At 68.5% G+C, this 13,292-nt stretch carries 13 protein-coding genes; 6 read left to right on the forward strand and 7 right to left on the reverse strand.

Annotation, left to right across the window (positions count from 1 at the left end):
• Positions 1 to 13: 13 nt before the first annotated feature.
• Together dnaN and dnaA are read right to left on the reverse strand one after the other, a co-directional pair.
• Positions 14 to 1,114 (reverse strand): DNA polymerase III subunit beta, encoded by a 1,101-nt coding sequence (dnaN, locus tag AC3A5K_RS14425; protein ID WP_487618246.1) that lies wholly within the window; start codon positions 1,112 to 1,114, stop codon positions 14 to 16.
• Positions 1,115 to 1,368: 254 nt separating this feature from the next.
• Positions 1,369 to 2,703 (reverse strand): chromosomal replication initiator protein DnaA, encoded by a 1,335-nt coding sequence (gene dnaA, locus AC3A5K_RS14430; protein ID WP_487618247.1) that lies wholly within the window; start codon positions 2,701 to 2,703, stop codon positions 1,369 to 1,371.
• Positions 2,704 to 2,913: 210 nt separating this feature from the next.
• Between dnaA and rpmH the strand changes: the two genes are divergently transcribed.
• From rpmH to AC3A5K_RS14455, 5 genes are all read left to right on the forward strand, one after another.
• A complete protein-coding gene (rpmH, locus tag AC3A5K_RS14435) occupies positions 2,914 to 3,054 on the forward strand; it encodes a 50S ribosomal protein L34 (RefSeq protein WP_047138036.1) in 141 nt (46 codons plus the stop codon).
• A 57-nt stretch (positions 3,055 to 3,111) separates the two neighbouring features.
• Entirely contained in the window at positions 3,112 to 3,528 is a 417-nt protein-coding gene (rnpA, locus tag AC3A5K_RS14440) for a ribonuclease P protein component (RefSeq protein ID WP_487618248.1), read from the forward strand.
• Between the two features lie 13 nt (positions 3,529 to 3,541).
• On the forward strand, positions 3,542 to 5,254 hold the full coding sequence (gene yidC, locus AC3A5K_RS14445) for a membrane protein insertase YidC (protein ID WP_487618249.1): 1,713 nt from the start codon (positions 3,542 to 3,544) through the stop codon (positions 5,252 to 5,254).
• Positions 5,255 to 5,323: 69 nt separating this feature from the next.
• Positions 5,324 to 6,652, forward strand: coding sequence for a tRNA uridine-5-carboxymethylaminomethyl(34) synthesis GTPase MnmE (mnmE, locus tag AC3A5K_RS14450; protein WP_487618250.1), 1,329 nt, complete (start codon positions 5,324 to 5,326; stop codon positions 6,650 to 6,652).
• A 135-nt stretch (positions 6,653 to 6,787) separates the two neighbouring features.
• The gene (locus AC3A5K_RS14455) at positions 6,788 to 7,870 is read left to right on the forward strand and encodes an energy transducer TonB (RefSeq protein ID WP_487618251.1); all 1,083 of its coding nucleotides are present in this window, start codon (positions 6,788 to 6,790) and stop codon (positions 7,868 to 7,870) included.
• A gap of 201 nt (positions 7,871 to 8,071) precedes the next feature.
• On the opposite strand, the gene AC3A5K_RS14460 is transcribed toward AC3A5K_RS14455, so the two are convergent.
• The 5 genes from AC3A5K_RS14460 to AC3A5K_RS14480 all read right to left on the reverse strand — a co-directional run bounded on the left by AC3A5K_RS14460 (position 8,072) and on the right by AC3A5K_RS14480 (position 12,486).
• On the reverse strand, positions 8,072 to 9,271 hold the full coding sequence (locus AC3A5K_RS14460; RefSeq protein WP_487618252.1) for an ABC transporter permease: 1,200 nt from the start codon (positions 9,269 to 9,271) through the stop codon (positions 8,072 to 8,074).
• Positions 9,268 to 10,014: an ABC transporter ATP-binding protein gene (locus AC3A5K_RS14465; RefSeq protein ID WP_487618253.1), complete on the reverse strand. Its 747-nt coding sequence runs from the start codon at positions 10,012 to 10,014 to the stop codon at positions 9,268 to 9,270. Before AC3A5K_RS14465 ends, AC3A5K_RS14460 begins: the two co-directional genes overlap by 4 nt.
• Before the next feature lie 156 nt (positions 10,015 to 10,170).
• The gene (locus AC3A5K_RS14470) at positions 10,171 to 11,703 is read right to left on the reverse strand and encodes an alpha/beta hydrolase (RefSeq protein ID WP_487618254.1); all 1,533 of its coding nucleotides are present in this window, start codon (positions 11,701 to 11,703) and stop codon (positions 10,171 to 10,173) included.
• Positions 11,700 to 11,900 carry a helix-turn-helix transcriptional regulator gene (locus tag AC3A5K_RS14475; RefSeq protein WP_096296798.1) on the reverse strand — a complete coding sequence of 67 codons (201 nt, stop codon included), beginning with the start codon at positions 11,898 to 11,900 and terminating at the stop codon, positions 11,700 to 11,702. Before AC3A5K_RS14475 ends, AC3A5K_RS14470 begins: the two co-directional genes overlap by 4 nt.
• Before the next feature lie 10 nt (positions 11,901 to 11,910).
• The gene (locus tag AC3A5K_RS14480; RefSeq protein WP_487618255.1) at positions 11,911 to 12,486 is read right to left on the reverse strand and encodes a hypothetical protein; all 576 of its coding nucleotides are present in this window, start codon (positions 12,484 to 12,486) and stop codon (positions 11,911 to 11,913) included.
• 212 nt (positions 12,487 to 12,698) lie between these two features.
• On the opposite strand from AC3A5K_RS14480, the gene AC3A5K_RS14485 reads away from it, so the two are divergent.
• Positions 12,699 to 13,283, forward strand: coding sequence for a hypothetical protein (locus tag AC3A5K_RS14485; RefSeq protein ID WP_487618256.1), 585 nt, complete (start codon positions 12,699 to 12,701; stop codon positions 13,281 to 13,283).
• Positions 13,284 to 13,292 lie beyond the last annotated feature (9 nt).

Below are 13,292 nucleotides of genomic sequence, written 5' to 3' on the forward strand. Positions count from 1 at the left end.
GGTACCGGTCCCGTCAGAGACGCAGCGGCATCACGACGTGGCGGCTTCGCTCATCGGTGGCCTCGCGGACCAGGGCCGACGAATTCGCATCGCGCAGCTTGATGACGACCTGTTCCCCGCGCAGCGCGGTCAGCGCGTCCAGCAGGTAGTTCACGTTGAAGCCCACCGCCAGCTCGTCGACCTTGGTATCGGCCTCGACTTCTTCCTGGGCCTCTTCCTGCTCCGGATTGTGCGCATTGATGCGCAGCAGGCCGGGCGAGACTTCCATGCGCACGCCACGGTACTTCTCGTTCGACAGGATCGCGACGCGCTGCAGGGCGGCGCGCAGCAGTTCACGGTCGATCGTGACCTCGCGGTCGGCACCGATCGGGATCACGGCCTCGTAATCCGGGAACCGGCCGTCGATCAGCTTGCTGGTGAAGGTGACATCGTCGCGCTTCACCCGCAGGTGGTTGCGGCCGAGTTCGAGCTCGAGCGTCTTGTCGCCGCCTTCCAGCAGGCGCTGCAGCTCGGTCACGCCCTTGCGCGGCAGGATGATCTGGCGCTTGGTCTGGACCGCATCCTCGAGCGTGGTCTCGCACAGGGCCAGGCGATGCCCGTCCGTCGCGACGCAGCGCAGGCGCGTGTCCCCCAGATCGAACAGCAGGCCGTTGAGGTAATACCGCACGTCCTGCTGGGCCATCGCGAACGCGGTGCGTTCGATCAGCTCCTTCAGCGCGGCCTCGGGCACTGCGATGGTCTCAGTCGCTTCGACTTCGTCCACCGACGGGAAATCGCCCGCCGGCAGGCTCGACAGGGTGAAGCGGCTGCGGCCGGCCTGCACCGTGATCTTGTCGCCCGACTGCGAGATCACGACCTTGCTGCCATCGGGCAGGGCGCGAACGATGTCGAACAGCTTGCGCGCCGGAATCGTCGTCTCGCCGTCCTGCGCATCGTCGACCGCCCGGCGCGAGACCATCTCGACTTCGAGGTCGGTTCCCGTCAACGACAGCTGGCCGTCGGTGACCTGCACCAGCAGGTTGGCCAGCACGGGCAGGGTCTGCCGGCGTTCGACGACATTGACGACCTGAGCCAGCGGCTTCAGCAGAGTTTCGCGTTGAAGACTGAAACGCATGTCGGTGTTATCCCCTAGGTCCGTGCTTTAAACAAAAGGATATAAATCTAAAAATGGTGGTGCTGGGTGAAGCCAAAAGCGGGGGATATGTCATCCAAGCTTTTGATTTGAATCATGTTTACCGCACTGACAACCCGGTGGATGGAGGGGCTGTCAGCAGGGGATGATCCTGTGGACAACTTCGGGGGGGCCAACTTGTCCACACCCTGTCCACGTCCCGTCCCGGGGTTGTGCACTCCCGGAATATGCGCAGCTTACTCGCTGAGCTTGCGGATGAGCTTGTCCCAATCCTCGCGCAGTTTGCCGTCGCTTTCGATCAGGGTGCGGATCTGACGGCAGGCATGCAGGACGGTCGTGTGGTCGCGACCGGCAAAGGCCTCACCGATCTCCGGCAGGCTGTGCTCGGTCAATTCCTTGGACAGCGCCATCGCCACCTGCCGCGGACGCGCCAGCGAGCGCGTACGGCGCTTGGACAACAGATCTTTGATCTGGAGGCCGTAGTAGTCGCCGACGACCTTTTGGATGTTGGCGATGCTGATCGCCTGCTGCTGGGCCCGCAGCAGGTCGCGCAACGTCTCCTGGGCGAACTCGACGGTGATCGGACGGCCCATGAAGTTCGCCCGCGCGGCCAGCGTGTTGAGCGCGCCCTCGAGGTCGCGCACGTTGGAGTGCATCTTCTTGGCCAGCAGAAACGCCACGTCGTCGGGCACCTGGGTCCCGCGTTCGGCGGCCTTGGCCAGCACGATCGCGGCGCGGGTCTCGAAATCGGGTGGATCGATCGCCACCGACAGGCCCCAGGCCAGGCGCGACTTCAGCCGCGGCTCCAGGCCGTCCACCTCACGCGGATAGCGGTCGCAGGTCATGATGATCTGCTGCTTGCTGTCGAACAGCGTATTGAAGGTGTGGAAGAACTCTTCCTGGGTGCGGTCCTTGCCGGCGAAGAACTGGATGTCGTCGATCAGCAGCGCGTCGATCTGGCGGAACTGGCGCTTGAACTGGTCCGAGGTCTTTTCCTGGATCGAACGGAAGAACGCGCTGTAGAACTCCTCCGAGCGCAGATACAGCACGCGCGCACGGGGGTTGGCCTGGCGCATCGCATTGCCGGCGGCGAACATCAGATGGGTCTTGCCCAGGCCCGTGCCGCCGTAGAGCAGCAGCGGGTTGTGTGCACGGTCGCCCGGCTTGAGCGCGGCCTGCCACGCGGCGGCGCGGCCCATCTGGTTGCTGCGGCCCTCGACGAAGTTGTCGAAGGTGTAATGGCTGTCCATGTTGCCGGCGAACGCCTCGATCGGCGCCGACGATGTCGCGGGGCGCAGGTCGGCCGCCGTCACCGGGCCGGCGGGCGCCACCGCACGCGGCAGGGAGCCGACCTGCAGGCTGACTTCCGACGTGCCGGCGAAATGTTCCAGCAGCTCGCGGATCCGCGGCATGTAGCGGGCCTGGACCTCGTCGCGGACGAACGCGTTCGGCGCGTACAGCACCGTACTCTGTGCATCGCCGCGGGCCTGCAGGGGCTTGAGCCAGGTGTGGACGTCCTCGGCCGGAAACTCGGCTTCGAGGCGTTGGAGACAGCGGGGCCAAGCATCCATCATGCGCAAATTCGACAAAGCGGGCACCGCCACGCGGGTGCGCGGAAACCGGTACCGGGAAAGGGCAGGCAGACTATCATGCTGCCGTGCGGCCCCGGCCCGGTCCGCGGCCTGGCCGCCGGGCTCCGGCGTCACACCCGCTTGACCCTGCGGGTGGTCGACCGCTAGAATTTCCGGTTCCTTTTTGTCGCGTTGCCCGAAGGCATCCTCATGGCTACCAAGCGCACCTACCAACCCAGCAACCTGAAGCGCAAGCGCGACCACGGCTTCCGTGCCCGCATGGCGACCGCCGATGGCCGCAAGATCCTGGCCCGTCGTCGTGCCAAGGGCCGCAAGGTCCTCTCGGCCTGATCCTGCCGGGCCGGTGAGCTGCATCATCCTGCTCACCTGCCGAACAGCATCCGTCCAATGACCGCACGTGCCAGCTTCCCGCGGCACGTGCGTGTTCGTGCGCGTGCGGATTTCGACCGCATCTTCGCCGCCGCCACGCGTACCGCGTCGCCGCTGCTGGCCGTGCATCTGCTGCGCGAATCCGGGCCTGCGCGCCTGGGGCTTGCGGTGTCGCGCAAGGTCGATCGCCGCGCGGTCGGCCGCAACCGCATCAAACGCCTGTTGCGCGACGAGTTCCGCCGGCTGCGCACGCAATTGGCGCCGGGCAGCTATGTCGTGGTCGCGCGACCTGCTGCGGCCAGCGCCGATCCTGGCGCACTGCGTGCGGCCTTCGTGTCCGCTCTGCGGCGGGCACGCGCGTTGCCGCTGACCGCCCCGGGCGGCACAATGCCCGCCTCCCCGAATCCACCTACGCCGGCACCGTCCGGCGCATGAGCTTGCCTGCCTGATGAACCAGATCCGTACCTTCCTGATCCTCGCCTGGCTGATGGTGGCCGTGCTGTTGTGGATGGAGTGGGGCAAGGAGCAGGCTTCGGCCGCCCAGCCGCCGCAGACCACGTCCACCACCGCGACCTCGGCCACCGTGCCGGGCGTGCAGGCCGGCGGCAGCGCCGCGGTGCCCAGCGCGCCGACCGATGCCGCGCCGATGCCTGCCGTCCCCGGCACCGCGCCGGCGGAGACGCCGGCCACCGCCGCGTCGCGCCAGGTCGTCGTGCAGACCGATGTACTGCGCGTCGTGCTCGACGGCGGCAACGTCGTCCAGGCCGATCTGCTGGGTTATCCGCAGACGCGTGACGACGGCGCACCGCCGGTGCGCATGTTCGATACCGACCCGGCGCATTTCTATGCCGCGCAGAGCGGCTGGGTCAGCGGCGCCAACGATGCGCCGAGCCACGAGGGTGCGTTCGTGCCCGAGGGCACCGTCAGCAGCCACACCCTGGCCGATGGCGAGACCACGCTGGTGGTGCCGTTCGTGTGGACGGGAACCGACGGCGTCACCATCCGCCGCAACTTCATCCTCAATCGTGGTGACTACGCGATCGAAGTGCGGGACGAGATCGCCAATGCCGGCAGCGCGCCGTGGCAGGGCTTCGCCTATCGCCAGTTGATCCGCAGCGCGCCTGCGGTCAAGCGCGGGATGACCAATCCGGAGTCGTACAGCCTGACCGGCGCGACCTGGTTCGGCAGCGAAATCGGCTACAGCCGTCGCGCGCTCGGCGATTTCGAAAGCGACGGTCCGCTCAACGCGCGCGATCGCCAGATCTGGATCGCGATGGTCCAGCACCACTTCTTCAGCGCGTGGATCCCGCGTCCGGACGACACCGGCGAGATCTCGATGCAGGTCGACCGCAGCAGCGGCGCGCCGCATTACCTGATCCGCGAACTCGGCCCGCCGGTCGCGGTCGCCGCCGGCCAGCAGGCATCGACCTCGGCCCGCCTGTGGGTCGGCCCGAAGCAGGTCGATCTGATCCAGGCGCAGGGCGTGCGTGGCCTCGACCGCGTGGTCGACTACAGCCGCTTCTCGATCTTCGCGATGCTCGGCGAAGGCCTGTTCTGGGTGCTGGCCAAGCTGCACGGCCTGATCGGCAACTGGGGCTGGTCGATCATCGGTCTGGTGCTGCTGGTGAAGCTGGCGCTGTATCCGCTGTCGGTCGCGCAGTACAAGTCGATGGCGAAGATGCGCAAGTTCCAGCCGCGCATCGCCCAGCTCAAGGAACGCTACGGCGACGACCGCCAGAAGTTCCAGACGGCGATGATGGAGCTGTACAAGAAGGAGAAGATCAACCCGATCGGCGGTTGTCTGCCGGTGCTGCTGCAGATGCCGGTGTTCTTCGCGCTGTACTGGGTGCTGCTGGAATCGGTGGAACTGCGCCACACGCCGTGGATGCTGTGGATCCAGGATCTGACCGCGCGTGATCCGTACTTCATTCTGCCGGTGCTCAACATCGCGATCATGTGGGCGACGCAGAAGCTCACGCCGATGGTCGGAATGGATCCGATGCAGGCGAAGATCATGCAGTTCATGCCGCTGGTGTTCGGCGCGATCATGATCTTCTTCCCGTCCGGTCTGGTGCTGTACTGGGTCACCAACGGCGGCCTCGGCCTGCTGCAGCAGTGGTGGATGATCCGGCGCTACGCCGAGGCGCCGGCCAAGGCCTGATCGCCCCGCCTGATCCACCGACACGAGCCCGCCGCATGGCGGGCTCGTGCGTTCCGGGAGAATCCCCGCATGTACGACACCGACACCATCGCCGCGATCGCCACGCCTGCCGGTGCCGGCGGCGTCGGCATCGTGCGGCTGTCGGGCGCCGATGCGCGCCGGATCGCGCACGCGATCTGCCGCCGCACGCTGCGCCCCCGCCAGGCCCACCACGTGCGTTTCCGCGACGACGACGGCGGCGTGCTGGACGACGGCATCGCGCTCGCCTTCGTCGCACCGGCCAGCTACACCGGCGAGGACGTTGTCGAACTGCAGGGCCATGGCAGCCCGGTCGTGCTGCAGCAGCTGCTGGCGCGTTGCCGTGCACTGGGTGCCCGCCTCGCGCGGCCCGGCGAGTTCAGTGAGCGCGCCTTCCTCAACGGCCGGCTCGATCTCGCCCAGGCAGAGGCCGTGGCCGACCTGATCGCAGCCGGCGATCTGCGCGCGGCGCGGGCGGCGCGACGGTCGCTCGACGGCGTGTTCTCGCAGCGTTGCGAGGCGATCGCAGCCGAACTGCTGCATCTGCGTGTGCACGTCGAGGCGATGATCGATTTCTCCGACGAGCCGATCGACGCCCTCGGCGGCGATGTCGTCGCGCGCCGCATTGATGCGCTTGCCGACGCGCTGGAGGCGTTGCGGATCGAAGCCGAACACGGGCGCCGGCTGCGCGACGGCCTGCATGTGGTGATCGTCGGCCCGCCGAACGCGGGCAAGAGTTCGCTGCTCAATGCGCTGGCCGGCAGCGACCGCGCGATCGTCACCGACATCGCCGGCACCACACGCGACTTGTTGCAGGAAACGGTGCGCATCGACGGCGCCGAACTCACCCTGGTCGACACCGCCGGCCTGCGCGATGCCGGCGACGCGATCGAACGCGAAGGCATGCGCCGCGCACGCCGGGAACTGCAACGCGCGGACTTGGCGATCGTGGTCGTCGATGCACGCGATGCCCGCGCCGGACTCGCCGCGATGGCCGACGAGATCGCCGGCGTGCCGGACCGGATCGTCGCGCACAACAAGACCGACCTGACCGGCGGCCGCATCGACGGCGAGGGGCTGGCGATCTCGGCTGCCACCGGCATGGGCCTGGATGCGCTGCGCGCCGCGCTGGCGCAACGGCTGGCCACGCCCGGCGCGTCCGGCGATGGCGCCTTCACCGCGCGCCAGCGCCACGTCGATGCACTGCGCGATGCCGCCGACGCGGTGGACGATGCGGCGCTGACGCTGCGCGGCGAAACCCTCGAGCTGACCGCCGAGGCGTTGCGCGTCGCGCACGATGCGATCGGCACGATCACCGGGCGCACGCTGCCCGACGATCTGCTCGGCCACATCTTCTCGAGCTTCTGCATCGGCAAATAGCCGCCGGCGTGGGGCTATCGGAAGCGCGCGAAAGCGGGCAGGATGCATCGGGTGGATGCGGTCCGGAGGGGTTCCGGCGCAGCGCGGAGGTTGACAAATCTCCGCCGCTGCCGCGTCCTACGCAATCTTGCAGACATGCATCCTTGGGGAAAGATGATGGTCTCGAAGCATTCGACGCCGGCATGGACGTCGCGGGCGCGTCTGGCCGCGGCACTCGGTGTCGCGCTGGCGCTCACCGCCTGTGGCAGTCAGGACGACGCGGCACCGGCCGCCACGCCCGCGGCCGAACCGGCTGCGGTCACGCAGCAGGCCACCGAGCAGGCAGCGCGCCAGCAGCAGGCGGCCGACGATGCGATCGCGGGCCTGTCGGTCGACGAACTGCGCACGTCCGCCAACGCCGCCTACCAGGAAAGCCGTCTGTACTCGCCGGCCGGCGAGAACGCGATGGAGTACTACCTCGCCCTGCGCGAGAAGCAGGCCGGCGACGCCGCGGCGTCCAGCGCACTGATCGATCTGCTGCCGATGACGGTCATCGCGACCGAACAGAGCCGCGACCGTGAGGACTTCGCCGAAGCGCGTCGTCTGTTCGGTCTGATCGAACGCGCCGACGCCGCGCATCCGGCGCTCGAGCGTCTGCGCGCCAGCATCGCCACCGCCGAAGAACAGGTCGCCCGCCGCGCCGAGCAGCAGAAGCTCACCGCCGAGCAGGAAACCCAGCGTCAGCAGCAGCTCGAACGCGATCGGGTCCAGCAGCAGCAGCAACAGCAGGCCTCCGCCGCGCAGCAGCTCGCGCAGCAGCAGGCCGCGGCGGCCGAGCAGGCGACGCGCGACGAAGCCGCGCGCCAGGACGCCGAGCGTCAGGAAACCGCACGCCGCGAAGCCGCGCAGCGCGAGGCCGCACGCCAGGCTGCGGCGCCGACACCTGCGCCCGCGCCTGCAGCCGCTGCCGCACAGGCAGTCGCCCAGCTGCGTCCGCTCAGCACGCCGGCGCCGCGCTATCCCGCCGATGCTCTGCGCGCCGGTGCCTCGGGCGAAGTGCAGGTCGAGTTCACCGTCGGTGTCGACGGCTCGGTGACCAATGCGCGCGTGGTCCGCGCCGATCCGCCGCGCACCTTCGATCGCGAGGCGCTCACCGCCGTGCGTCGCTGGCGCTTCGAGCCGGTGCCGGCGCCGGTCACCACGCGTCGCACCATCGGATTCTCGCCGGACAACAACTGAGGCGGGACTGCAGCACGAACAAAAGCCCGGCCTAGGCCGGGCTTTTTTTTATTCCGCTGTCGACCTTGCCGCTGCGGTCGGCTCGGGCCGGGCGCGTGCCCGCGTTCGGCGGATGCGCAGGCGGTCGTGCAACCGCCTGGGCCGTCTCGGGACGCCGCGTCTGCACCGTCGCCGGGGCGGCGTCCCGTCCTGCCGGTCCCGTCAGCCGGAGACCGCCAGCTTCTCCTGCTGGTAGCGGCGCACGGCGGCGAACCACAGCAGACCGGCCAGTGCCAGGCTGGCGCCGAGGTAGATGCCCCAGACCTGCATCGCGATGGGTTCGGCGCGGATCACCTTCAGCAGCAGCTGGTTCTGGGCGAGGAACGGCACCGCGAACTGCCAGGCTTCGGTCTTGATCGGATTCACCATCAGCACGATGCTCGGCACCATCGGCAGCAGCATCAGCCAGACGATGTGGCTCTGCGCTTCCTTCATACTCTTGGCGGTCGCGGCCAGCAGCGTCAGCAGCGACGTGCCGATGAAGAGCATCGGCAGCAGCACCAGCAGCATCTTGCCGATCGCCGCGAAACTGACATCGAGCATCCGTGCCGAACCCGTCCCCATCTGCGCACTGAGTTTGAAGGCGAGCATCGTCAGCAGCAGCGACGTCAGTCCGATCATGCAGGCCGCCGCGATCTTGCCGCTGACGATCGCGCCGCGCGTGGCCGGCGTCGCCAGCAACGGCTCCAGCGACTGGCGTTCGCGCTCGCCGGCGGTCGCATCGAGGATCAGGTACGAGCCGCCGATGAAGCTCGACAGGATCAGCAGATACGGCAGCAGCACCGCCAGCATCACGCCGCGCTTCGCTTCCTCGGTGGCCATGTCGCGGGTGCCGACCGCGACCGGTTGCACGACAGCCGGATCGATGCCGCGGGCGAGCAGACGCAGCGCGCCCACCTGCTGGCCGTAGGCCGCGACCGCGGTGCGCACGCGCAAGGCTGGCGTCTGCGCATTGCGACGCGTGCTGTCGCTGATCACCTCGACGGTGGCCGGGCGACCGGCATGCCAGTCGTCGGCGAAGGCGGCGGGGATCTCGATCGCCACGTCGACCTGCTGCGCCGCGATCGCGGCGTCGAGGTCGGCCGGCGGATCGACCGCGCGGATGCCCATCGTCGCGAGATGCGCGACCAGGTTCGGCGCATGCTCGGCGCCGATCACCGGCACCTCCAGCACGCGGTCCTGCTCGGTCTTCATGCGCGTCTCGGCCATGAAGTTCAGGCCGACCATCAGCAGCGGATACATCAGCGGGCCCAGCAGCAGTGCCATGAACAGCGTGCGCCGGTCGCGGCCGATGTCGAGCAGCTCCTTGCGCGCGACGCTCCACATCCAGCGCATGTTCGATGTCCGGTTCGTGCCGCTCATGCCAGCAGGCCCTCGTCCGAGCCGATCGCCTTGACGAAGGCGTCCTCGAGATTGTCGTGGCCGAAACGCGCGCGCAGTTCGTCGGCGGTGCCGTCGGCGACGACGCGGCCCTTGGCGACGATGACGATGCGGTCACACAGCGCGGCGACCTCCTGCATGATGTGGCTGGAGAAGATCACGCAGCGGCCGTCGTCGCGCAGCTTGAACAGGAACTCGCGCATCGCGCGGGTGGTCATCACGTCCAGGCCGTTGGTCGGTTCGTCGAGAATCACGTTGCGCGGGTCGTGCACCAGCGCGCGGGCGATCGCGGTCTTGGTGCGCTGGCCCTGGCTGAAGCCTTCGGTCTGGCGATCGAGAATCTCGCCCATGTCGAGCTGTTCGCTGAGCACACGCGTGCGCTCATTGATTTCAGCCTTCGACAGACCATGCAGCTCGCCGAAGTAACGGATGTTCTCGCGTGCGGTCAGGCGCTTGTAGACGCCGCGCGCATCGGGCAGCACGCCGAGCACGCGACGCACCGCCGCCGGGTCCTGCGCCGCATCGATGCCGTCGACGAGGACGCGGCCGCTGTCGGGCTTCATCAGCGTGTAGAGCATGCGCAGCGTCGTCGTCTTGCCGGCGCCGTTGGGTCCGAGCAGGCCGGTGATGCGGCCGTCCTCGGCGACGAAGTCGACGCCGTCGACGGCCTGGACCGTGCCGGTCTTCGTCTTGAATGCCTTGTGCAGGTGCTGGGCAGTGATCATCGAAAGTCCGTGATTGGTGATTGATGAAAGCTGTGATTGGTCATTCGTGATTGGTCATTCGTGATTGGGAGAAGCGGTGTTCGCGCGGGTGTTCGGATGATTGATGGAAGCGGCAACTGCTGTTGCCGTTTCGAATCACGAATCACCCAACTCGAATCACGGCGACCATCCGTTGAAGCTGGTGAACGGCGGCACCGGACGCATCGCATCCAGGCACGTCACGTCCAGCGCCTTGGCGTCGGTCGATTCGATGAACTGCGCGAGCAGCTTGGGCGCGCAGCCGAGCGCGAACGTGCCGTGGCCCTGGCCCTTGAACACCAGATGGCGACCGTTGGGCAGACCGGCCAAGACGCGCTCGGCGTACGCGGGCGGCGTCACCGGGTCGAGTTCACCCGACATCAGCAGCGCGGGAACGTCCGACTGCAGCGCCGCGGTGTGGTTGGCCGGCGGCGTGCCGGTGGGCCAGGTGCGGCAGGCGCCGAAGAACATGCGCGCGACACCGGGGCCGAGGATGGTGTCGGCGACGCGGCCGTCTTCGCGATAGCGGCCCGCGTCTTCGGCGCAGATCACCGACCACTGCATGCCGCGCGTCATCTGCCCGCCGACGTTGCTGTACATGAGTTGCGACAGCGACATCAGCGGGCCGTAACGGCCTTGCGCGGCTTCGTCGAGGATCAGCGGCAGTAGCGATGCGGTCTGCGGCGCGTACGAGAACAGGAACGCGAGGCCGGTCACCGTGTCCGGCGTGACCACGCCATCGCGCTGCGCGCCGGTGGTCGGATCGCGATAGGTCACCGGCGCCGGCGTCGTCTGCAGCGTCGACAGCACACCGCGCAGCTGCGCCTGCAGATCGGTCGGAAAGCGTTCCCGGCACTGGGCGTCCTGCGCGCACTGCTTCGATTGCAGGGACAGCGCATCTTCGAAGGTGTGCGCGAACTCGCCGCCGACGACCAGGTCGTTCGGTGCCACGCCGTCGAGCACGATGCTGCGCGTGTGCTGCGGATACGCCATCGCGTACTGCTGCGCGACGCGCGTGCCGTAGGAGCCGCCGACCAGGTTCACCTGTTCGGCGCCGAGCGCGGCGCGCACGGTGTCGAGATCGCGGATCGCGTTGGCGGTCGTGTAGAAGCGCGGATCCGCGCGGTCTTCCAGGCCGGCCAGGCATCGGCCGACGTAGGCGTCGAGCGCGGCGTCGTCGGGCGCGGTCAGTGCATCGAGTTCCATCGCCTCGCCATCGGCATCGGTGCAGGTCAGCGGATTCGAGCTGCCGGTGCCGCGCTGGTCGACCAGCACGATGTCGCGCTGGCGGCGCACTTCGCGCAGACCGGCGTTGATCTGCGCAGCGAGTTCGGTCGCCGCCTGGCCGGGACCGCCGGCGAGGAAGAACACCGGGTCCGCGGTGCCACCGTCGCTCGCGTTCGCCGGCAGCCACGCGATGTTGAGGCCGATTTGGCGGCCCTCGGGCGCGTCCGGATTCTCCGGCAGCTCGAAGGTCGCGCACAGCGCTTCGACACGTGTGGCGGCATTGCCGCCGTCCAGCGTGCAGGCGTGGAACGGGATCTGGCCGAACATGCGCGCCGGTCGCGCGCCGTCACCGTCGCCTTCGACAGGGGACGGCGCAGCGCCGCTGCAGCCGGCGAGGGCCGCACTCGCGGCCAGCGCCAGCAGGGAAAGCCTCGTTGCTCTCATGGAACATCCTCGAACAGGAAAATGGATTCGATGGGCTCGGCGAACTCGCGTGCGATCCGGAACGCCAGTGGCAGGCTGGGGTCGTACTTTCCGGTTTCGATCGCGTTGATCGTCTGTCTCGATACATCCAGACGTTCGCCGAGCTGTGCTTGTGACCAGCCGCAGGCCTCGCGCAGTTCCCGCACCCGGCTCTTCATGGCCGCGCGCTCACCGGTAACGCCGGGCGACGACGGACTTGACGATGCCGTAGGTGCCGCACAGCAGCGGAAACACCCACAGCATCGCCGCGCTCGCCGGCACGTCGATGACGCGTGCTGCCTGCAGGAAACCGGCGGTCATGTACGCGAACGACACCAGGGCGGCGGCGATGCAGACCGCTTCGAACTCGATGCGCTGCTGCAGTTCGTCGACGCCGCGGATGAAATAGACCATCGCCCGCAGCACCAGGGCGATCGGTGCGACCGGCAGCAGGGCGACCAGCGCGCGCAGGGCCGGCGTTTCGACATGGCGCAACAGCCACAGCGAGCCGAACAGCAACACCATGTAGGCGCCCATGCCGACCATGACGTCACGCGTGTACCGGCGATGCAGCGCACGGGGCGCGCCGTCGCATGCGGTCGCATGGCGCGACAGGGCAACCGCGCCGACGACGGCCGCCGACAGCAGGATCAGGCCACTGGCCCAGCCCGGTGCCGTGGGCACCGCCAGGCGCAGGACGATCGCCGCCGCGAGCAGCATCAGGGCGACGACCAGCAGGGGACGGCGGGCGGAGTTTGTGTCCACGGCGGCACCATGTGTCAAGTGAGCTTGACATCGAGCATGCGCGGCGCCGTGCCGGGTGTCAAGCGTGCTTGACACGACAGGCGCCGGGTCCGCCCGGCTGCTCGCGCGGCCACAGTCCGGTCGCCGCACGGGGCCGCCGGAACGGCCTTGTCCGATGCGCCGTGCGGCGGATGGCGACGTACAGTACGTGCCCCTTTGAAGAGAACCGCGCCATGTCCCGAGCATTCCGCCTGTCCGCGTTGCCGTCGCTGCTGCTGCTCGCCGCGCTGCTGCTGCCCGTCGCCCACGCGGCCGAAGGCGCAGCGCAGCGGATCGACCTGGCCGGCACCACGTACGCGCACCAGTGGTCGAAGAACGGACAGAACGAATACCTGCCCGCCGGGCAGACCCTCGGGACCTGGGAAGACATGGTCACCCTGGTGGTCAACGAGAACGCGCGCGACGGCGAGACCCTCGCCGGACTGGCCAACGCCGTGCTGTCGAACTACCAGCAGAGCGGCGTGATCGTGCGGACGAATTCGCTGCCGATGACCGCGGAGCGTCCGGCCGAGCACCTCATCGTGGCGATGCTGCAGGGCAACGGCGTCGCCGAAGCGGTGTTCGCGCGGCTGGTGCTGCACGACGGCGCCGGCTTCGTGGTCGTGCGTTCGAAGCGCGCCCGCGGCGAGGGCGATGCGGCCGTCGATACCCTCGCTCGCTGGCTGTCCTCGGACGGCGAGGCGACCGAAACCGCGCTGATGGCGTGGAACGGTCTGCCGTCGCTGGCCGCGGTCAAAGCACTGCCGCAGACGCCCTGAGGTACCGCT

It is taken from the genome of Luteimonas sp. Soil_C_5 (assembly GCF_057656615.1).